Here is a 20,029-nt window from a genome sequence, read left to right as displayed (position 1 = left end):
TCAGACCAGCGTTCCCTTGGTGGAAGGAACACGGCCTGCCTGGCGCGGATCGATCTCTGTTGCCGTGCGCAGCACGCGGGCAACGGCCTTGAAGCAGGTTTCGGAGATATGATGGTTGTTGGCGCCGTAGATATTCTGCACATGCAGCGTGATGCCGCCATGCTGGGCCAAGGCCTGGAAGAACTCGCGCACCAGCTCCGTGTCGAATGTGCCGATCTTGGGGGCGGAGAAATCGACGTTCCAGACGAGGAACGGCCGGCCGGAAACATCAACGGCAGCGCGGGTCATCGTTTCGTCCATGGCAAGATCGAGCGAGGCATAGCGGGTGATGCCGCGCCGGTCGCCGAGCGCCTTGGAAAGTGCCTGGCCGATGGCGATGCCGGTATCCTCGACGGTGTGATGATCGTCCACATGGCGGTCGCCGTCTGCCACGATATCCATGTCGATCAGCGAATGGCGCGAAAGCTGCTCCAGCATATGGTCGAAAAAGCCGACGCCGGTCGCAATCCGCGACGTGCCGGTGCCGTCGATATTGACGGACACGGTCACCGAGGTTTCGTTGGTCTTGCGCGAAACGCTTCCGGTGCGGCTCACTTGCTTGTCGGCCATCAGGTTCTCCCGAATGTAATAGAGCCGCTCCTTATCAGGCGGTGGGCGAAATATCCAGAACTGCCGCCATGATTCTCGCAGGCGCGAAACAGGCCGGAGTTCCAAACGCCGGAGCATGCGATGGCGGGCTATTTGCAATCGGCAAAAGCGCTCTTACATAGGTTTCAACAGGGCCGGTGTGCGGCTCTTCGAAAGGCCCGGAAACCGGGCAGGGTGGTTTCATGACAACGATTATTACCGTCCGGAAGGGCGGACAGGTGGTGATGGCCGGAGATGGCCAGGTGAGCCTCGGCCAGACCGTGATGAAGGGTAATGCGCGCAAGGTCCGCCGCCTTGGCAAGGGCGACGTCATCGCCGGTTTTGCCGGCGCGACCGCCGACGCCTTCACGCTTCTGGAGCGGCTCGAATCCAAGCTCGAACAATATCCCGACCAGCTGATGCGCGCCGCCGTCGAGCTGGCCAAGGATTGGCGCACCAACAAATATCTGCGCAATCTGGAAGCGATGATGCTGGTGGCCGACAAGTCGATCACACTGGCCATCACCGGCAATGGCGATGTGCTTGAACCCGAACACGGCACGATCGCGATCGGCTCGGGCGGCAATTACGCCTTTGCCGCCGCGCGGGCATTGATGGATACCGACAAGTCGGCCGAAGAGATCGCCCGCCGGGCAATGGAGATCGCCAGCGATATCTGCGTCTACACCAATGGCAATGTCGTGGTCGAAAAGCTCGATGCCGCGTGATCCGCGCTATCATTTCCGCGACGTGCGCCGGGAGGATTTCCCGCTGCTTCGCCGCTGGCTCGCCGAGCCGCATGTCGCGAAATGGTGGGGCGATCCGGACGAAGAGCTTCAAGGCATCGAAGCTGCAATGACCAGCGCGGAAACGCGCCCGTTGATCGTCGAGCTGGACGGTGTGCCGGTCGCCTATTTGCAGAGCTATGATCCGCATCTGGAGCCTGAGCATCCCTATCAGGACCAGCCGCCGGGCACGCTCGGCATCGATATTTCGATCGGCGAGCCTGATCTGACCGGAAAGGGTCATGGCAGCGCAATCATCCGCCAGTTCTGCGCCGACCTGTTTGCTAGCGGCGCATCGCGCATCGTGATCGATCCCGATCCGCAGAATGCGCAAGCCATTCGTGCCTACGGGAAAGCGGGCTTCCGTTTCCTTGAGACACGCCATTCCATTTACGGTCCTGCCCATGTCATGGTGCTGGACAAAATCTGAAGAAACGGATTTGCCATGACCACATTTTCACCCCGCGAAATCGTGTCGGAGCTCGACCGGTTCATCATTGGCCAGCACGACGCCAAGCGCGCCGTTGCCATCGCCTTGCGCAACCGCTGGCGCCGCCAGCAGCTCTCCGATGAGCTGCGCGACGAAGTGATGCCGAAGAACATCCTGATGATCGGACCGACCGGCGTCGGCAAGACGGAGATTTCCCGCCGTCTGGCCAAACTCGCCGGAGCCCCTTTCATCAAGGTCGAAGCGACGAAATTCACCGAGGTTGGCTATGTCGGCCGCGATGTCGAGCAGATCATCCGCGATCTCGTCGAGGTCGGGATTGGCTTGGTGCGCGAAAAGAAGCGCGCCGATGTCAAGGCCAAGGCGCATCTGAACGCCGAAGAGCGCGTGCTCGATGCCCTGGTCGGCGCGACCTCCTCACCCGCCACCCGGGACAGTTTCCGCAAGAAGCTGCGGGCCAACGAGCTCGATGACAAGGAAATCGATATCGAGATCGCCGATACGGCAACGCCCGGCGGCGGCTTCGAAATCCCCGGCATGCCCGGGGCCAATATCGGCGTTTTGAACCTGTCGGAAATGTTCGGCAAGGCCATGGGCCAGCGCACCAAAAAAGTCCGCACCACGGTCAAGGAGAGCTATGGCATCCTGATCAACGACGAATCCGACAAGCTGCTCGACAATGAGGAGATCCAGCGCGAAGCCGTGCGTTCGGCGGAAAATGACGGCATCGTCTTCCTCGACGAGATTGACAAGATCGCCGCCCGCGATGGCGGCATGGGTGCCGGCGTTTCCCGTGAAGGCGTGCAGCGCGATCTTTTGCCGCTCGTCGAAGGTACGACGGTCGCGACCAAATATGGGCCTGTGAAGACCGACCATATCCTGTTCATCGCATCTGGCGCCTTCCATGTCTCCAAGCCGTCTGATCTCCTGCCGGAACTGCAGGGCCGCCTGCCGATCCGCGTCGAGCTGAAGGCGCTGACCAAGGAAGACTTCCGCCGCATTCTGACGGAAACCGAAGTCAGCCTGATCCGCCAGTACAAGGCGCTTCTGGAAACCGAAGGTGTCAATCTGGATTTCACCGAAGACGCACTGGATGCGCTGGCCGATGTCGCGGTCAAGCTCAATACCAGCGTCGAAAATATCGGCGCGCGCCGTCTGCAGACGGTGATGGAACGGGTCCTCGATGAGATCTCCTATGCGGCTCCGGACAAGTCTGGCGAGGCACTGACGATCGATGCGGACTATGTGCAGAAGCATGTCGGCGATCTCGCCGCCAATACGGATTTGTCGCGCTACATTCTGTAAGGCGCGCGCAAACCTGTAGAAACTGTCTATTGACTGCTTCTGTCAGGCCGCCGGGAAGCGCAAAAAGCGGTTGCTTGGCTCTATCCCACCCTCCGTCATCCTCGGGCTTGACCCGAGGATCTGCGATGGAGCCGGATGGCCCGTTGTCGAAAACTGAAATTCCATCAAATGGGCTGCGGAAAGAGGTCCTCGGGTCAAGCCCGGGGATGACGAAGGATGGGGGTGATGCATCCGCAAACCGATGCCCGGCTTGTTTGCATTACCCGCACGCGATAAACCTTGTCCGTGCCGGGCATGATTCCGACACGATTTTGCCGCATGCGTCCCGGCACGTCAGGAACGTTCAGACAGGTTCACAGGAAACACAGCGTGCGCCCCATTCTTCAGATGCTTCTCGTCGCGGCTATCATGGCCGTTACCGGCCCGGCCCTTGCGGACGGCATTCGTGTGGTCCCGGAAGGCAACCGGTATCAGGAGCAGCCGGGTGTTCCCGGCGCATCCGTGCGCCGCACCAAGGCCGGCAGAACCTCGTTTGATGCCAAATACGAGAAGGTCCACAATCTGCTTGCCAATGACGGCAAGCTGATGAGCAAGATCAAATCGACAGCGCGCGCCTATGGCATCGATCCGATCCACATGATCGGCGCCATCGTCGGCGAGCATACATATAACGTTGATGCCTATGACCGGCTGCAGTCCTATTACGTCAAGGCCGCCGCCTATGCCGGCGACAGTTTCCGCTTCGGTTATGAGGGCGAAACGGTGGCGCAGTTCGTGGCGCGTCCGGAATTTTCCAAATGTCAGAGCAAGAAGAGCTCCTATGCGCTGTGGAGCTGCCGCGAGAGCGTCTGGGACAACCAGTTTCGCGGCAATAGGGTCGGCGGCACCGCCTATCCGAACAATCGCTTCAGCGCGGTGTTCTTTCAGCCCTTCTTTGCTGGCCAGACTTTTGGCCTTGGCCAGATCAACCCGCTGACGGCCCTGATGCTGACCGATATGGTGTCGCGTGTCTCCGGTTTTGAACGGTTGGACGAAAACGATGCCGCTGGCGTCTACAAGGCCATCATGGATCCAGACCAGTCGCTCGCCTATATGGCCGCCTCGATCCGCCACTCGATCGACGCCTACAAGTCGATCGCCGGTATGGATATTTCCGATAATCCCGGCGTTACCTCGACGCTTTACAATGTCGGCAACCCCGATCAGCGCGCCGCCGCCTTGGCCGCGAGAAACAAGGGTGGCGATGTGCATTGGCCGGAGGAAAATTATTACGGCTGGCTGGTCAACGACAAGCTCGCAGAACTCAAGGCTCTGCTTTAGCGACTTGCCGAATGCGCCGCTGCGAGCGGCCGCCTTGCGATCTAGGGGCGGGCTGCCGATGAGGCTGGCGGCGCCACAAACGTTTTTCCCGGTGTTTCCGATTGCACGGCGCGGATCGGCGAATCCGTCGCCACCGGTTCCTGCATCTGCTTCTTCGGTCGCTTGATCGTTTTGATTGCGGCGCAGGTCGCGTCCCCAACGCCCTCGCAGGGCTTGTAGACGACGATCTCGCTGCCGGCGCCATCGTCCCAGACGGCCTGGATGGCGAGCGTCTTTGCCTCGCCGGCCTGCAGAGAAATATAGATATACTCGTTGGTGTCGCTGTCCGGCAGGTTGAAGGGGATCTGCGGATTGCAGGTGCCCAGCGGAAAGCGCTTGTCGAGCGCGTCGGAATTGATCGAATAGCGGATTTCCGAGAGGCGGCAATGCATGGTCTGCAGCGCCGTGAAATAGATCAGCTGCTTGTCGTCGTAATTGCGGAACTGGATCCACCCGGTCTGCTTGTTGGCATCGAGCATCGCCTTGTAGATGCCGACGTCCGGAAGCACCGGCTTGTACTCCTCGTCGTCGGTATCTTGCGCAAGGACGGGCAGTGAGAGGCATGCAACGCCTGCAATCGCGAGGACGTGGAAGAGCGTGCGTGAGAAGCCGGTCATGCCATCATCCTTATTTCCGCTCTGTCGCGCAGCCTCGCCGTCCCTGTCGGCGAAGCGATAGCCTTTCGCTGCAAGATGTCATATCACCTCGTTGATATCCTTTGAAGCCGGGTTTCCGGTCCTGCCCGAATGGACGCTCTCGTGACTGACCATCTTCTCCTCGGTATCGATACCGGTGGAACCTATACCGACGCGGTGCTTTTCAGCGAGACCCACGGCGTCGTGGCCAAGGCAAAGGCGCTGACCACGCGTCACGATCTCTCGGTCGGCATTGCCGGCGCGGTCGAAGCCGTGCTGAAACAGGCCAAAGCATCAGCATCGGCCATCGGCCTGGTGTCGCTGTCGACGACGCTGGCTACCAATGCGCTGGTCGAAGGCCAGGGCGGGCGCGCGGGCCTCGTGATGATCGGTTTTGGACCGGATGATCTGAAGCGTGACGGTCTGCAGGAGGCGCTGGGAACCGATCCGGTGATCTTCCTGCCTGGCGGCCATAATGTGCATGGCGGCGAGACGCTTCTGGATATGACGCTGCTCGACGAAGCCTTGCCGCAGCTTGCAACAGAGGTCGCGTCCTTTGCCGTTGCCGGCTATTTTGCCGTGCGTAATCCGGCTCACGAACAGCGAGTACGCGACCGCATCCGCGAAGTCTCGCATCTGCCGGTCACCTGCAGCCACGAGCTGTCTTCCAAGCTCGGCGGTCCGCGCCGGGCGCTGACAACGTTGCTCAATGCCCGCCTGGTCTCGATGATCGACCGCCTGATCGGCGCCTGCGAGGGTTTTCTGAAGGCGCGTGGCATTGATGTGCCGATGATGGTGGTGCGCGGCGATGGCGCGCTGATCTCGGCGGCGGAAGCCCGGCTGCGGCCGATCGAAACCATACTGTCCGGCCCGGCGGCAAGCCTGGTCGGCGCGCGGCATCTGACAGGTCTCGACAATGCCGTCGTCTCCGATATTGGCGGCACCACCACGGATGTGGCGGTGCTCGACCAGGGCCGTCCGCGTCTGGATGGCGAAGGCGCTGTGGTCGGCGGGTTCCGAACCATGGTCGAGGCCGTGGCGATGCGCACTTTCGGTCTCGGCGGCGATTCGGAGGTCCGCATCAACGATCGCGGGCTGCAAGCAAAGATCGATCTCGGTCCACGCCGGTTCCTGCCGCTCAGCCTTGCCGCTGTCGCGCATGAGGAAGCGGTCATTTCCGTGCTGGAGCGGCAGTTGCGCACCGCCCATGTCGGCCGCCATGATGGCCGCCTGGCAGTGCGAACCGGACTTCCCGATCATCTGGCAAGCGGCCTCCAGCCACAGGAAACGGCGCTGTATGAGCGGATCGGTGCCGTGCCGGTGGCGCTGGAAAGCCTTTTGACCAGCACCTTGCAGAAAGCGACCCTGGATAGGCTGGTGGCGCGCGGTCTCGTCCATATCTGCGGCCTCACGCCGTCGGATGCCATGCATGTGCTCGGACGCCAGGATCAGTGGAACGCTACGGCCGCGAGGCTGGGCGCCGAGTTGGCCGCACGGGTCAAGGACGGCTCCGGCAAGCCGATTGCAGCCTCCGCCGAGGCGCTTTCGGACATGATCGTCGCCCGGCTCACCCGCCAGTCGGCCGAAGTCATTCTCGCCTCCTGCCTTGCGGAAGACGGTGCAGCCATCGATCCGGCGGTGTCGCTGGCTGTCGACCGGGCGCTGAAGCGCGAACCCGGCATTGTCGCCTTTTCGCTGTCGCTCGATCGGCCGCTGGTCGGTCTCGGTGCGTCCGCGCCGGTTTATTATCCGGCAATCGCCGAGATGCTGGGTGCGCAATCGCAGATCCCGGCCGAGGCCGGGGTGGCCAATGCCGTCGGCGCCATCGTCGGCCAGGTGCGCGCCTCCGTCACGGTTTTTGTCACGGCGCCGGATGAGGGTATCTTCATCGTGAATGGTGCCGGCCCGAGCAGCCGGTTCCTCGATCAGGATCAGGCTTTCGCAGCCGCGCGCGAGCGGGCGCAGGTTGCAGCACTCGCCTCGGCGCGTGCCAACGGCGCCGACGAGCCGGTACTGGTGATGCGCGAAGAGATCGACGCGCCGGAAATCGAGGGCAGCCGCAAGCTGGTCGAGGCAAGGTTCACCGCCATCGCCAGCGGCCGTCCACGCATAGCGCATGATTGATTTGTTCTGTTTTGGAAATAATTCTTCGCATTCTTGCTGGATTGACAGGGAATGAAAGCATGAGAGACTGCGCCATCTCATATTAGAGCATTAAATCATGGAGTTGCCGATGGGCCGGATTGACAGGAATGGGTTGGGAATCGATGCGGATCTGCACGCATTCCTCGTTGAGGAAGCGTTGCCCGGCACCGGTGTTGATGTGGACCGGTTCTTTGCGGCCTTCTCGCAGATCGTCCATGACCTCGCTCCAAGGAACCGCGACCTGCTGGCCAAGCGCGATGCGCTGCAGGAAAAGCTCGACGGCTGGTATCGCAAGAATGGCGCTCCGGTCGATATGGCCGCCTATGAAGGTTTCCTGAAGGAAATCGGCTATCTCCTGCCGGAAGGCCCGGATTTCACGGTGTCCACCAACAATGTCGATCCCGAGATCGCTACCATTGCCGGCCCCCAGCTCGTCGTTCCCGTCATGAACGCGCGGTATGCGCTCAATGCCGCCAATGCCCGCTGGGGTTCGCTTTATGATGCGCTCTACGGCACGGACGCGATCGCCGAGGATGGCGGCGCCGAAAAGGGCAGGGGCTACAATCCGGTTCGCGGCCAGAAGGTCATTGCCTGGGCGCGTGGATTTCTCGATGCGAGTGCGCCGCTGTCGGCCGGCAGCTGGAGCGACGTCACGGCCTTTGCCGTTGAAGGCGCATCCCTGTCGATCTCGACCGCATCCGGCACGGTGACGCTCGCCGATCCCAGCCAGTTCGCCGGCTATCGGGGTGACAAGACTGCGCCGTCACATCTTCTGTTGAAGAAGAACAACCTGCATATCGATGTTGTCATCGACGCCTCGACGGCAACGGGCAAGGATGACGGCGCGCATATTTCCGATGTCATTCTCGAATCGGCGATCACTGCGATCATGGATTGCGAGGATTCCGTTGCCGCCGTCGATGCCGAAGACAAGATCGTCGTCTATCGCAACTGGCTTGGCCTGATGCGGGGCGACCTGCAGGAAGAGGTCTCCAAGGGCGGCAAGACTTTCACCCGCAAGCTTAATCCGGATCTGGACTTTGAAGCGCCTGAAGGCGGCGAAATCTCGCTGAAGGGCCGCGCGCTGATGCTGGTGCGCAATGTCGGTCACCTGATGACCAATCCGGCCATCCTCGACCGCGACGGCAACGAGGTCCCGGAAGGCATCATGGATGCTGTGATCACCGGCCTGATCGCGCTTTATGACATCGGCCCGAACGGCCGCCGGATGAATTCGCGCGAAGGTTCGATGTATGTCGTCAAGCCGAAGATGCATGGTCCGGAAGAGGTTGCCTTCGCATCCGAAATCTTCGGCCGCGTTGAGAAGGCGCTCGGCATGGCTGACAATACGATAAAGATGGGCATCATGGATGAGGAGCGCCGCACGACGGTCAACCTCAAGGAATGTATCCGCGCCGCCAAGGAACGGGTCGTGTTCATCAATACGGGTTTCCTCGATCGTACCGGCGACGAGATGCACACGTCGATGGAGGCGGGTCCGATGATCCGCAAGGGCGACATGAAACAGGCCGCCTGGATTGCGGCCTATGAAAACTGGAATGTCGACATCGGCCTGGAATGCGGCCTGTCCGGCCATGCCCAGATCGGCAAGGGCATGTGGGCCATGCCCGACCTGATGGCGGCAATGCTGGAACAGAAGATCGCCCATCCGAAGGCCGGCGCCAACACCGCCTGGGTTCCCTCGCCAACGGCGGCCACGCTGCACGCGACCCATTATCACAAGGTCGATGTCTCAGCCGTTCAAAACGACCTGAAAAGCCGGGCGCGGGCAAAACTAAGCGATATCCTCTCTGTCCCGGTCGCCTCGCGCCCGAACTGGACGGCAGAGGAAATCCAGCGCGAGCTGGACAACAATGCGCAAGGGATACTCGGCTATGTCGTGCGCTGGATCGACCAGGGCGTCGGCTGCTCCAAGGTGCCCGACATCAACAATGTCGGCCTGATGGAAGACCGCGCCACGCTGCGCATCTCCGCCCAGCATATGGCCAACTGGCTGCATCATGGGGTGGTCAGTGAGGCACAGATCGTTGAAACGATGCAGCGCATGGCAGCAGTCGTCGATGGTCAGAATGCAGGCGACGCGGTCTATACGCCGATGGCGGGTAATTTCGACGGCTCCATCGCCTTCCAGGCAGCGCTCGAACTGGTGCTGAAAGGCCGCGAGCAGCCAAACGGCTATACCGAACCGGTCCTCCACCGCCGCCGCCTGGAGCTGAAGGCGAGCGAGGCGGCCTGACCTGCCGCGTAAAAAGCGCGTTCTGATATGTCCGGACGGTGCTTGTGCGTCCGGACATGGCGTCCCTGCTCAAGCGCCGAGACGGCGCAGGCCAGTGAGGCCTGCAAGCGCCCCGGCGGTGGCGGAAATCAGAAAGACCCATCCTGAAACGGCGCCCGCCTGGATCCCGGATAAAAGGACGCCGACCGTGCAGCCGAGCCCGGTCATCGCTCCCCATCCCATCAGGACACCGCCGGCAAAGCGCGCAGCAAGTCCACCGGCGTTTGGCCAGGATGGTCTGAACTGGCCGCTGGCAAGCGCAGAACTGAGGCTCGCCAGGACGAGCCCGATGACGAAAACCCCGTTTGGTGACAGCACAGCCGTCTTCACCGCGCTGAGACAACCGCGCACCGTATCCAGACCCACAAGTGTCTCCGGAACAAGACCTGCGGAAAGACCGGCTGTCCGCACCAGGCTGCCGAGTTCGGCGGTCACGCCGAGAGGGGCAACGCGAAGATAGGCGATAGCGCCGATCACGGCGACAAGCAGGCCCGTGATGACGGGTGGCCAGCGCCGGATGAAGATGGCCTCGAAAGGCTGGGGAGGGGATAGGCCGTTTTCCGGGCGCTGCGCACGGCGAAGCACCAGAAAGGCAATGAGCCCCAAAGCCGACAAGCTGATGCCCAACGCGGCCGCGTAGCCGAAAATGCCCGGAAGCCAGAGCGGCGGGTCATTAAAGACTGTAGAAGTGTAGAGGAAATTCCAGGTGGAAAAGCCAAGCAAAAATCCGAGACCCGCACCGGCAAGTGCGACGATTGAGCCGAAAGCGCCTTCGCCCAGCCGGTAGAGATGCGCCGACAGGCAGGAGCCGGAGATGGCCATTCCAAGCCCGAACGCAAAGGCCGCCGCTGCCAGAACCAGCCCGACCGGCCCGATATGGGCGCCGGGCGGCAGGCGATCCGGTTGCGGTACAGGAACCCAGGCGCCCAATATGACCTGATAGAGCACGATGCCTGCCGCCAGCGCCGACAGAATGGCGACGAGCCCGGCCGCGTCGCGCCTTTCCACGAAGTCGCGCAGGTTGCAGAGAAAGCAGAACCGGCCCCGCTGCAACACGATGCCGAAGGCACTGCCGGTGAGCAGCGAAAACGACAGGACGCGCCCAGCGGCATCCTGCGCCAGCCAGATGCCCCAGGCGATGAGGGCCGCCACGATCAGGAGCGACAGGCTACGGGAAGCAAGGATTGGCATGATGATCCGATGGTCAGACATCGAGGTGCGGGCGGACCTGTACCGCGTCCACCCGCTCCTTGATGTTGGAAGACAGCACTATTTTCCGGTCCAGACCGTTCCGGCAATATTGGTCACCGGAACGCCGACGGCATTCCCATACTCCGTCCACGACCCATCGTAATTGCTGACGTCATAGCCGAGGATCTTCTTGAGCGCGAACCAGGTGTGGCTCGACCGTTCGCCGATCCTGCAATAGGTGATGACGGGCTTTGAGCCATCAATGCCTTTTTCCGCATAGATCGCCTTGATCTCGTCTTCGGATTTGAAGGTGCCGTCTTCCTTGACGATCCTGCCCCAGGGAACATTGACGGCGCTTGGAATATGGCCCGCGCGGACCGAAAGCTCCTTGACGCCTTCGGGCGCAAATATCTTGCCGGCATATTCATCCGCTGAGCGAATATCGATGAGCTTGGCGTCGTTCCTGCCTTCCGCAACGGCGACCACGTCAACGAAACGCGCTCTCACCGAGTTGTCGCGGTCGGCAAGCGTCAACGTCGAATCGGCATGATCCGGTAAGGCCGTATCCAGCGGCAGGCCTTGTGCCTCCCAGAGCTTGCGGCCACCGTCGAGCAGTTTCACCTGATTGCCGAGACCGTAGACCTCAAATACCCATGCGCCCCAGGCGGCAAACCAGTTGTTATTGTCGCCATAGAGAACGATCGTCGTGTCCTTATCGACGCCCGCATCCCGAAGGGTTTTCTCGAAAGCCTCGCGGCTGGCAATGTCGCGCTTTTGCGGATCGACGAGGTCCGTGTGCCAATTGAGATGTGCAGCGCCGGGAATATGACCGCGTTCATAGACACCGGTATCGACGCTGACCTCGAATATCCGCACTTTCGGATTTTCTAAATTGTCCTGCACCCATTTGGAATCGACCAGTGCATCCGATGCAAGCACCGAGCCCGCAAACATTGCGGACGTGAGCGCGGCGGCTGCAAGTACAGTCATGCCTTTGATTGCCGTCATGTCATTCTCTCCTCAGCTTGAAGTGCAATGCAAGGCAACATGCCCGGCATCGCGACGACGGCCAAGAAAATAAATTCTATAAATTTTATGGATATTAAATTTGAGAAACTAAAGATTATGTCTGTCGATGTCTAACGCGACCATCCGGCGAGAAATACAGTAATTTCTAATGTAGATGGTGTCGTGGAGGCGCGATCCTCGTCCACATAATAAAAATCCCCGGACAAGCCGGGGATTTGACGACGTCTGGCGTTAAAATCAGCGTTACTGCTGAACGATGACGTGGGTGTTCTTGCCCGGACGGACACGGGCATAAAGGTCGATGATATCCTGGTTGATCATGCGGATGCAGCCGGACGAAGCGGCGGTGCCGATCGAGGCCCATTCCGGCGAACCGTGGATGCGGAACAGCGTGTCCTTGCCCTCATCGTTGAACAGGTACATGGCGCGCGCGCCGAGCGGGTTGCGCAGGCCAGGGCCCATGCCGTTCTCGACATATTGGGCAACGTCCGGCTTGCGCACGGCCATTTCCTTCGGCGGATGCCATGTCGGCCATTCCTGCTTCCAGGCAACATAGGCGCGGCCTTCCCATGCAAAGCCGGCCTTGCCGACGCCGATGCCATAACGCACGGCCTTGCCGCCGGGCAGAACGAAATAGAGGAAGCGATTCGGCGTGTTCACGATGATCGTGCCGGGCTTTTCAGCTGTGGCGTAATCGACGATCTGGCGGTGAAAACGCTCGTTGACCTTGTTGATCGGGATCGCCGGAAGGGCGTAGCCGTGATCTTCGACCGGGCCGTATCCATCGGAGAAGATTTGATTTGTCGCTACTTTTTCGCCGATGGGAGAGATCGGCGCCGTGGAGCAACTGGCCAAGGCGAGTGTAGCCGCGAGGCTGCACAGCAGAACTGCATTGCGGAAGCGCATGGGTGTCTCTTAAAATGAAGTTAAGAATATCTGGGTCGTTTTGACCATCAGCGATTATGGTTTATTTTCGATTAACATCCCGAAAGCAAGTGAATGCGGGGCAACATTGCGGCTGGGTGATCCGAAAACTCCACGGAGTGTTTTTTTGCAACAAAAGCCGCCTTGTGCCAGAGTTTAATGCATGGCGATTCTCTCTATCCACAACGATAGTCCTTTGATCGACGGCCGGCAGTCGCAGCGCGCACTCATGGTGCGCCGCGGCGTGCAGCGGTACTTGCATGAAATGCGTCACGCCGTCTTGCCGGAGCTGACGCTTGCCAGCGGCAGGCGTGCCGATCTGATCTCCATTTCGCCAAAGGGCGATATCTGGATCGTCGAAATCAAGACCTCGATCGAGGATTTCAGGGTTGACCGCAAATGGCCGGACTACCGGATGCATTCCGACAGGCTCTATTTCGCCACGCATAACGGCGTGCCGCTCGATATTTTTCCGCAGGAATGCGGGCTGCTTCTGTCGGATGGCTATGACGCGGAGATGATCCGCGATGCACCGGACCACAGGCTTGCAGCGCCGACGCGCAAATCCGTCACGCTGAACTTTGCCCGGGTCGCGGCCCAGCGCCTGATGCTGGCGGAATGGTCGGCCGACAGGGCCGGCGATACCAGCCCGAACATGCGCGATATCGTTTCCGGCTCGCTGGACGGCGACAGCGGAGCGTAACCGTTACTTCGGCGCGCGCTTGGCCAGGATGCGCTGCAGCGTGCGGCGATGCATGTTGAGCCGGCGGGCGGTCTCCGACACGTTGCGCTCGCACATTTCGTAGACGCGCTGGATATGTTCCCAGCGAACCCGGTCGGCCGACATCGGATTTTCCGGTGGTTCGGCGCGCTCGCCGGCCCTTTGTACGAGGGCGGCAAAGATATCGTCGGCATCGGCAGGCTTGGCGAGGTAATCGACCGCGCCCAGTTTCACCGCGTTGACGGCGGTGGCGATATTGCCATAACCGGTCAGCATGATGATGCGTGTGTCGTCGCGGCGCGTGCGGATCGCCTCGATCACGTCGAGACCGCTGCCGTCGCCAAGCCTCAGGTCCACCACCGCATATTTTGGCGGATGGGTCTTCGCCTTGGCAATGCCTTCGGCAACGGATTCGGCGATATCGACGGCAAAGCCGCGGGTTTCCATGGCGCGCGCCAGGCGGCGCAGGAAAGGCGCGTCGTCATCGACGATCAACAGGGACGTGTCAGTGCCGATCAGCGAGGCGTCCGTCGGCGTTTCGCCGGCCTGTTCGGGGAGTTTTTCCGTCATGTCGCAATCCTCGGTGCCGTCTCTTGGTTCATGCACTCTACGTAAGTTCGCATATTCCCGGTTCAAAACGCCGTAAAGTCATTTCGACAGATTTGCGTCCATCAGGATGCGCGGCCATTCGACGCTGACGCGGGCACCGGGCTTGTCCGGGCCACCGTTTTCGAAGCTCAGCTTGGCGCCCGAACGCTCCAGCAGCGTCTTGGCGATGAACAATCCAAGGCCCAGACCCCCGGCACTGTCATCCTTCTGGCGCTTCGTCACGTAGGGCTCGCCGATGCGGCTGAGAATATCCGGCGCATAGCCGTCGCCGTCGTCCTCGATGACAACCGAAACGATCGCCGGCGTATGGGTGACCGTCACGGTCACTTCCTTTTTGGCATAATCGACCGCGTTTTCCAAAAGATTGCCGAGCCCGTAGAGAATGCCGGCATTGCGGTTGCCGACCGGCTCCTTGGCGCGGTCGCCGCGTTCGACAAGATTGATCTGGATGCCGAACTCGCGATGCGGCGCCATCACCTCCTCGATCAGCGACGACAGCGGCAGGTGGCGCATATGCGCTTCGTTCTCCGACGACAGCGTCGTCAACCGCCGCAGGATGTCCCGGCAGCGCTCACTCTGGCTGCGCAACAGATGCACGTCTTCGCCAAAGCGCGGATCATTGCCGAGTTCGCGCTCCATTTCCTTGGCAACGACACTGATCGTGGCAAGCGGCGTACCAAGCTCGTGGGCGGCCGCAGCCGCAAGACCGTCGAGTTGTGAAAGATGCTTTTCCCGCTGCAGAACCAGCTCCGTCGCCGTCAGAGCTTCGGAAAGTTCGCTTGCCTCCAGCGAGACACGGTAGGTGTAGAAGGCGGCAAAAGCGGTGGTCGAAACAATGGCAAACCAGATACCGGCCGTGAGAACCGTCGGCACCAGAAGCACGACACCGGGATACCAGGGCAGGGGGAAGGGCGAGAAGGCGAGCCCGGTAATGCCGAGAATGGCAAGGAGTGCCAGCGCGATACTATGCCATTTCGGCTGCGAGGCAGACGAGATGATGACGGGAACGCAGACCAGCGGCGCAAACGGATTGGCAAGCCCGCCGGTAATGAACAGAAGCGCCGTCAGCTGGGCAAGATCGAGGCCGAGCAATGCAAAGGCCGCCGGCGGCTGCAGCCGGTGCGTCGGCGGATAGCGGATGGTGAGATAGGCATTCACCCAGGCAAGCAGCGCAATCAACGAGCAGCAGGCAATCAGCGGCAGCGGAAATTGCAGCCAGAAGGCGGTGATCATCACCGCGATCGATTGTCCGCCGACAGCCAGCCAGCGCAGCCGCACGATCGTCTGCAGGCGCAGAACCCGGCTTGTCGTAGCGTCTTCCCCGTCGAGTGCGGCGGTTGTCATCCGGTATCCTGTCGTCAATGCCATGCCGGCCTCACTCATTGTGAGGCCCCAGCCTCATGTACCACGCGGTTTCGCCCGTGTCGTCGGCATGGCGTTTGCCGGGTCTTCCGGCCAGGGATGTTTCGGATACCGGCCGCGCATATCGGCGCGGACATCCTTCCAGGACCCGGCCCAGAAGCCCGGCAGGTCACGCGTCGTCTGCATCGGCTTGTGACCGGGCGAAATCAGTTCCAGAAGCAGTGGCAAGCGGCCCCCGCCGATTGCCGGATGCGTCTTCAGCCCGAACAGCTCCTGTACCCGGATCGACAGGACCGGCTCGTCGCCGTCGTAGCGGATTGGGTGGCGCTGCCCGGTCGGCGCTTCGAAATGCGTCGGCGCCAGCTTTGCAAGATCGCGGGCGGCATCGTGCGGCACCAACGATTGCAGCCCTTCCGACAGGCTGCCTGCATTGATGTCGTCGATACCGCGCGTATCCCGCTGGAATGGCACGAACCAATTGTCAAGCCGCTTCAGCAGGCTGTCATCCGCCATATCGGGCCAGGGCTCGCCGAGTGTGCGATGGAGAAAGCCGATGCGGTCGCGCAATTGCGCGGCTTCCCTGGAAAAGGGCAGGACCGCAAGCCCCAGCTGGCGAACGCCATCGGCAAGCGCCCGGGCCGCCGCCTCGCCCTTCGGCTTGCTGAGCGGCGTTTCGTCGAAAATGATGGCGCCCAGCCGCGTCACCCGCCGCGCCCGGACCTGCCGGCTCGGCCGGTCGAAAAAGGTCTGGTCCTCCTGGACGATCGCCTGCGGCATATGCGCTTCTACATCGGCACGGGACATTTCCGCCGCAGCCAGAAGACGCTGCCCGCCGGCGCGGCCCGTAAGGTCGGCGATCACAAGCATGGCGGCACCCGCCAGCCGCTCGGTTTCCGGCAGTTCCGCTCCCCGGCCATTGGCCATCACGAAGCGCCCGCGTCCGCCGCGTTGCAGGGCGATGCGGTCCGGAAAGGCCTGCATCAGGAGAATGCCGGGTTGAACCGGATCGCTGGTCTGTTTGGCATCGCTCAGGCCCTTGGCCATCCGCCGGGCGAGCCCGCGCGAGGCGTCTGCACGGTCGCCGCGCTCGGATTTGAAACGGCGCAGCCGGTCTTCCAGATCGATGCTGTTTCCGCCCAGCCCCTGCTCGGTCAAAACCACGGCCAGCAGGCAGGCTTCATAGGCCTGGCCCTCCTCTGCCGCCGAAACCGCCATGGCGGCAAGCCTGGGCGGCAAAGCCAGCTGCCGGATCTGCTTTCCCCGTGCGGTCAGCGCACCATTGGGATCGAGCGCGCCCAGTTGACCCAGCAGAGCCTTTGCCTCCTGCCATGTGGTTGCGGGCGGCGGATCGAGAAAGGCAAGGCCCGCAGGATCCGTAACCCCCCAATGGGCGAGATCAAGCACAAGGCCCGACAGGTCGCTTGCAAGAATCTGCGGCGGCGTGAATGCCGGCAGGGCTGCCGTCTGACCCTGATGCCAGAGACGGATGGCGATCCCGGGCTCCGTGCGCCCGGCGCGGCCCGCCCGCTGATCGGCGGAGGCGCGCGATACCCGCACGGTTTCCAGCCGGGTAATCCCCGTCGATGCCTCGAAGGCCGGAAGCCGCTGCAGGCCGCTATCGATGATGATGCGCACGCCATCGATGGTGATGGAGGTCTCGGCGATCGAGGTGGCCAGCACGATCTTGCGGGTTCCCGCCGCTGCCGGGCGGATCGCCGCGTCCTGCTCCTTCTGGCTGAGATTGCCGAACAGCGGCGTGATGATGGTGTCTGCGCCAAACCGGCCCGCCAGCCGCTCGGCAGTGCGGGTGATTTCGGCCTGTCCGGGCAGGAAAGCGAGGATCGAGCCCGCTTCCTCGCGATGCGCCTCGACAATGGCCCGCGTCACGGCGTCTTCGACACGCTCGGTCGATGCCCGCTCGCGGTAGCGCACATCCACCGGAAAACTGCGCCCCTGGCTCTCGATGACGGGTGCCCCGCCCAAGAGCTGCGCCACCCGATCGACATCCAGCGTCGCCGACATGACGATCAGCTTCAGGTCGTCGCGCAGCGCCTGCTGCACATCGAGCGCCAGCGCCAATCCGAAATCCGCATCCAGCGACCGCTCGTGGAACTCGTCAAACAGCACCGCCGCCACGTCCGGCAATTCCGGATCGTCGAGCAGCATCCGCGCAAACACCCCTTCGGTGACCACCTCGATGCGGGTCTTCGCCGAAATCCGGCTATCGAGCCGCATGCGATAGCCGACGGTATCGCCGATATTTTCGCCAAGCAGGCTTGCCATGCGCCCGGCAGCGGCGCGGGCCGCCAGCCGGCGCGGCTCCAAAAGAATGATCTTGCCCTCGCCACGCCAGGGCTGATCGAGAAGAAACAGTGGCACCAGCGTTGTCTTGCCCGCTCCTGGCGGCGCCGAAAGCACGACGGCGGGCGCCGTCTTCAAAGCCTCGCCGAGCTGCGGCAGGATCGCCCGCACGGGCAGGTCGGGCAGGATCCCTGCCATGCTCATCGCCGTCACGCTCATCGGCCGGCCTCCTCGCCGATGACAAGAATTTCGCCGCCTGCCGCTTCGGCATCCGCCTGGTCATGGGTGACCAGAACGACCGGCAGCCGGGCGGATTTGGCGCGGGAAAAGATCAGATTGCGCGTCTGCTGCCGCAGGCCACTGTCGAGTTTGGAAAAGGGCTCGTCGAGCAGAAGCAGCCGAGGCGCCGACAGCATCACCCGCTGCAGCGCCACGCGGGCTTTCTGGCCGCCCGACAGCGTGGCCGGATCCCGATCGAAAAAGCCTTCAAGCTCCACATCGGCCAATGCCTGCTCCACCATGCGCCGCCGCTGCTCGCGCCGGACAATGGACGGCGTCAATCCGAACAGCAGGTTGCCGCCGACCGAGAGATGCGGAAACAGCAGCGGATCCTGAAACAGCATGCCGCAACGGCGCTTTTCCGCCGCAACACCGGTCAGGTCGTCGGTATCGATACGGATGTGGCCGCTCGCGGTAAAAGCCGGATCGAGAAAACCGCCGAGAGCGGCAAGCAGCGCCGATTTGCCGGAGCCGGACGGCCCCATAACCGTCAATATCTCGCCGGGCCGGACATGCGCCGACAAAGAGAGCAGCATCCGGCCGTTCAGGGCGATGGAAATCGCCTCCAGATGCAGTCCGTCTGTCATATCGGGTTTCATTCAAATCCTCATCGCGCGCCGGTCGCGGAATAGCAAGTGCGGCACCAGCGATGCAATCAGAAATCCTGCAAAGGGAACGAGCGTCTGCAACAGCGCATAGACGCCGATGGCACGCCGGTCGCCACCGGACGACAGCGCAACGGCCTCGGTGGTGATGGTGACGATGCGCCCGGCGCCGATCAAAAGCGTGGGCAGGTAGAGCCCGGCGGATACTGCAAACCCAACGGCAAAAGCCGTGAGGCAGGCCCGCGTCAGCATCGGCAGGCGGATATGGATCAGGATCTGCCACGGCGATTTGCCAAGCCCTGCCGCCAGCATGTCGTAACGCCGGTCGAGCGCCTGCCAGGGCGGCGATAGCGACAGCACGGCGTAGGGCAAAACGAAAATCAGGTGCACGAAAACCAGGAGCGGCATGGACGCGTCGACCCCAAGTCCAACGTTGAGGATCTGCAGGCCAAAGACGAAGCAGAGCTGCGGCACGATCAGCGGCAGATAGAGGACAACGCTGAACACGCGGCCTTTAAGGACAGGACGGTCGCGATGACCGCCTTGCCAGAGCAGACCAATGGCAAGGAGCATGGCAATGGCGGCCGAACTGCTGGCGAGCGAGATCGTCGTTGCAATCACAGCGGTGGCCTGCGGCAGGGCACGCATCCAGGACTGAAGCGTAGCACTATCCGGCAAAAGTGCCGGAAACGGCCAGAGACCGGCAATTGACCAGAGAAAGAGCACTGCAAGGCCCAGGAAAACCAGCGCCGCCGAGAGAGCGATCATGGTGGCCGCGACCCCGCGCAACACGCGGTCATCAGCCCGGCGAACGCCGGATTGCGACATGCGCCGCAGCAGGAAGGAACCGGCTTGCTCCATTGCCAGCCATGCCACCATGGCCGCAACCGTGAGCAGGAGCTGCAGAACTGCACCGGCCGATGCAAGGAACCGCATGCGCAGGTCACTATCGGCCATCCATCCGGTAATGCGCACCGCAAGCGGGGCAGGCAACGCCGGGCCGAGGATCATCGCCACATCGACGACGGAGCTTGAATAGGCGAGCACGGCAAAGACCGGCAGCCGGATTTGGACGTAGAGAAGCGGCCAGGTGCTGATCAGGAAACCCCGAATGCGGCCATAGCCCAGGCCGGCCGACAGCTGCCGCGCTTCAAGGAGCGGCAATTGCGGCAGCGCCGCCAAGGTCACCAGAAACAGAAACGGCATTTCCTTGACGATCAGCCCCGCCATCATCGTCAATCCCAGCGGGTCCTGCGGCACCAGCCAGTCGGGCGGACTGGTATAGCCCGTGAGACCAGGGGACACGAGACGCATGACCAGTCCGGACGGGGCGGCAAGGAAGGCAAGACCGAAGGCTGCAGCCGCATGCGGAACGGCCAATAGCGGCGACACCATATGCTGGATGCGC

17 protein-coding genes (1 of these 17 cut by a window edge) are annotated in these 20,029 nt (G+C 62.0%); 7 read left to right on the top strand and 10 right to left on the bottom strand.

Translation table 11 applies throughout. The annotated features are described in order from the left end of the window. Positions 1-609 (bottom strand): imidazoleglycerol-phosphate dehydratase HisB, encoded by a 609-nt coding sequence (gene hisB / locus PYR65_RS01420; RefSeq protein ID WP_060640342.1) that lies wholly within the window; start codon positions 607-609, stop codon positions 1-3. A 221-nt stretch (positions 610-830) separates the two neighbouring features. On the opposite strand from hisB, the gene hslV reads away from it, so the two are divergent. The 4 genes from hslV (at position 831) to PYR65_RS01400 (ending at position 4,485) form a co-directional block, all read left to right on the top strand. Then, positions 831-1,355 carry an ATP-dependent protease subunit HslV gene (gene hslV / locus PYR65_RS01415; RefSeq protein WP_060640343.1) on the top strand — a complete coding sequence of 175 codons (525 nt, stop codon included), beginning with the start codon at positions 831-833 and terminating at the stop codon, positions 1,353-1,355. Continuing rightward, entirely contained in the window at positions 1,345-1,842 is a 498-nt protein-coding gene (locus PYR65_RS01410) for a GNAT family N-acetyltransferase (protein WP_276119607.1), read from the top strand. Before hslV ends, PYR65_RS01410 begins: the two co-directional genes overlap by 11 nt. Positions 1,843-1,857: 15 nt before the next feature. Further along, complete coding sequence (hslU, locus tag PYR65_RS01405) at positions 1,858-3,165, top strand: ATP-dependent protease ATPase subunit HslU (RefSeq protein ID WP_060640345.1); 1,308 nt, start codon at positions 1,858-1,860, stop codon at positions 3,163-3,165. 369 nt (positions 3,166-3,534) lie between these two features. Next, positions 3,535-4,485 (top strand): DUF1402 family protein, encoded by a 951-nt coding sequence (locus PYR65_RS01400; RefSeq protein ID WP_407951265.1) that lies wholly within the window; start codon positions 3,535-3,537, stop codon positions 4,483-4,485. A gap of 41 nt (positions 4,486-4,526) precedes the next feature. Here the strand turns inward: PYR65_RS01400 and PYR65_RS01395 are convergent, their stop codons facing one another. Beyond that, positions 4,527-5,141, bottom strand: coding sequence for a hypothetical protein (locus tag PYR65_RS01395; protein WP_276119606.1), 615 nt, complete (start codon positions 5,139-5,141; stop codon positions 4,527-4,529). Positions 5,142-5,282: 141 nt separating this feature from the next. On the opposite strand from PYR65_RS01395, the gene PYR65_RS01390 reads away from it, so the two are divergent. Together PYR65_RS01390 and PYR65_RS01385 are read left to right on the top strand one after the other, a co-directional pair. Then, positions 5,283-7,283 (top strand): hydantoinase/oxoprolinase family protein, encoded by a 2,001-nt coding sequence (locus tag PYR65_RS01390; protein WP_276119605.1) that lies wholly within the window; start codon positions 5,283-5,285, stop codon positions 7,281-7,283. A gap of 109 nt (positions 7,284-7,392) precedes the next feature. After that, positions 7,393-9,561 carry a malate synthase G gene (locus PYR65_RS01385; RefSeq protein ID WP_276119604.1) on the top strand — a complete coding sequence of 723 codons (2,169 nt, stop codon included), beginning with the start codon at positions 7,393-7,395 and terminating at the stop codon, positions 9,559-9,561. Positions 9,562-9,630: 69 nt separating this feature from the next. Here PYR65_RS01385 and PYR65_RS01380 read toward each other — a convergent pair whose 3' ends face one another. From PYR65_RS01380 to PYR65_RS01370, 3 genes are all read right to left on the bottom strand, one after another. Then, entirely contained in the window at positions 9,631-10,791 is a 1,161-nt protein-coding gene (locus PYR65_RS01380) for a YeeE/YedE family protein (protein WP_276119603.1), read from the bottom strand. A 78-nt stretch (positions 10,792-10,869) separates the two neighbouring features. Beyond that, complete coding sequence (locus PYR65_RS01375) at positions 10,870-11,799, bottom strand: sulfurtransferase (protein ID WP_407951264.1); 930 nt, start codon at positions 11,797-11,799, stop codon at positions 10,870-10,872. 264 nt (positions 11,800-12,063) lie between these two features. Continuing rightward, complete coding sequence (locus tag PYR65_RS01370) at positions 12,064-12,726, bottom strand: L,D-transpeptidase (RefSeq protein WP_060640348.1); 663 nt, start codon at positions 12,724-12,726, stop codon at positions 12,064-12,066. Between the two features lie 181 nt (positions 12,727-12,907). Between PYR65_RS01370 and PYR65_RS01365 the strand changes: the two genes are divergently transcribed. Beyond that, positions 12,908-13,447: an MmcB family DNA repair protein gene (locus PYR65_RS01365; RefSeq protein ID WP_276119602.1), complete on the top strand. Its 540-nt coding sequence runs from the start codon at positions 12,908-12,910 to the stop codon at positions 13,445-13,447. 3 nt (positions 13,448-13,450) lie between these two features. On the opposite strand, the gene PYR65_RS01360 is transcribed toward PYR65_RS01365, so the two are convergent. The 5 genes from PYR65_RS01360 to PYR65_RS01340 form a co-directional block, all read right to left on the bottom strand. Beyond that, positions 13,451-14,035, bottom strand: coding sequence for an ActR/PrrA/RegA family redox response regulator transcription factor (locus PYR65_RS01360; RefSeq protein WP_276119601.1), 585 nt, complete (start codon positions 14,033-14,035; stop codon positions 13,451-13,453). A gap of 78 nt (positions 14,036-14,113) precedes the next feature. Further along, positions 14,114-15,418, bottom strand: a complete 1,305-nt coding sequence (locus PYR65_RS01355; protein WP_060640351.1) for an ActS/PrrB/RegB family redox-sensitive histidine kinase — start codon at positions 15,416-15,418, stop codon at positions 14,114-14,116. 54 nt (positions 15,419-15,472) lie between these two features. Next, positions 15,473-17,935, bottom strand: coding sequence for an ATP-dependent helicase HrpB (gene hrpB / locus PYR65_RS01350; RefSeq protein WP_407951298.1), 2,463 nt, complete (start codon positions 17,933-17,935; stop codon positions 15,473-15,475). Between the two features lie 17 nt (positions 17,936-17,952). Beyond that, on the bottom strand, positions 17,953-18,603 hold the full coding sequence (locus PYR65_RS01345; protein WP_276119600.1) for an ATP-binding cassette domain-containing protein: 651 nt from the start codon (positions 18,601-18,603) through the stop codon (positions 17,953-17,955). Between the two features lie 12 nt (positions 18,604-18,615). Further along, positions 18,616-20,029 carry the 3' portion of an ABC transporter permease gene (locus PYR65_RS01340; RefSeq protein WP_276119599.1) on the bottom strand. 275 nt of this gene lie beyond the right edge of the window, so only the last 1,414 of its 1,689 coding nucleotides appear in the window; the start codon falls outside the window, past its right edge; the stop codon is at positions 18,616-18,618.

The organism is Pararhizobium qamdonense, assembly GCF_029277445.1.
Taxonomy (GTDB): Bacteria; Pseudomonadota; Alphaproteobacteria; order Rhizobiales; family Rhizobiaceae; genus Pararhizobium; species Pararhizobium qamdonense.
This window is presented reverse-complemented; position numbering and strand designations above follow the sequence as displayed.

Bases quoted from the DNA above. Each gene is read 5' to 3' on its own strand.
- hisB (WP_060640342.1), bottom strand. From the start codon at position 609: ATGGCCGACAAGCAAGTGAGCCGCACCGGAAGCGTTTCGCGCAAGACC.
- hslV (WP_060640343.1), top strand. From the start codon at position 831: ATGACAACGATTATTACCGTCCGGAAGGGCGGACAGGTGGTGATGGCC.
- PYR65_RS01410 (WP_276119607.1), top strand. From the start codon at position 1,345: ATGCCGCGTGATCCGCGCTATCATTTCCGCGACGTGCGCCGGGAGGAT.
- hslU (WP_060640345.1), top strand. From the start codon at position 1,858: ATGACCACATTTTCACCCCGCGAAATCGTGTCGGAGCTCGACCGGTTC.
- PYR65_RS01395 (WP_276119606.1), bottom strand. From the start codon at position 5,141: ATGACCGGCTTCTCACGCACGCTCTTCCACGTCCTCGCGATTGCAGGC.
- PYR65_RS01385 (WP_276119604.1), top strand. From the start codon at position 7,393: ATGGGCCGGATTGACAGGAATGGGTTGGGAATCGATGCGGATCTGCAC.
- PYR65_RS01380 (WP_276119603.1), bottom strand. From the start codon at position 10,791: ATGCCAATCCTTGCTTCCCGTAGCCTGTCGCTCCTGATCGTGGCGGCC.
- PYR65_RS01375 (WP_407951264.1), bottom strand. From the start codon at position 11,799: ATGACGGCAATCAAAGGCATGACTGTACTTGCAGCCGCCGCGCTCACG.
- PYR65_RS01370 (WP_060640348.1), bottom strand. From the start codon at position 12,726: ATGCGCTTCCGCAATGCAGTTCTGCTGTGCAGCCTCGCGGCTACACTC.
- PYR65_RS01365 (WP_276119602.1), top strand. From the start codon at position 12,908: ATGGCGATTCTCTCTATCCACAACGATAGTCCTTTGATCGACGGCCGG.
- PYR65_RS01360 (WP_276119601.1), bottom strand. From the start codon at position 14,035: ATGACGGAAAAACTCCCCGAACAGGCCGGCGAAACGCCGACGGACGCC.
- PYR65_RS01355 (WP_060640351.1), bottom strand. From the start codon at position 15,418: ATGACAACCGCCGCACTCGACGGGGAAGACGCTACGACAAGCCGGGTT.
- hrpB (WP_407951298.1), bottom strand. From the start codon at position 17,935: ATGGCAGGGATCCTGCCCGACCTGCCCGTGCGGGCGATCCTGCCGCAG.
- PYR65_RS01345 (WP_276119600.1), bottom strand. From the start codon at position 18,603: ATGACAGACGGACTGCATCTGGAGGCGATTTCCATCGCCCTGAACGGC.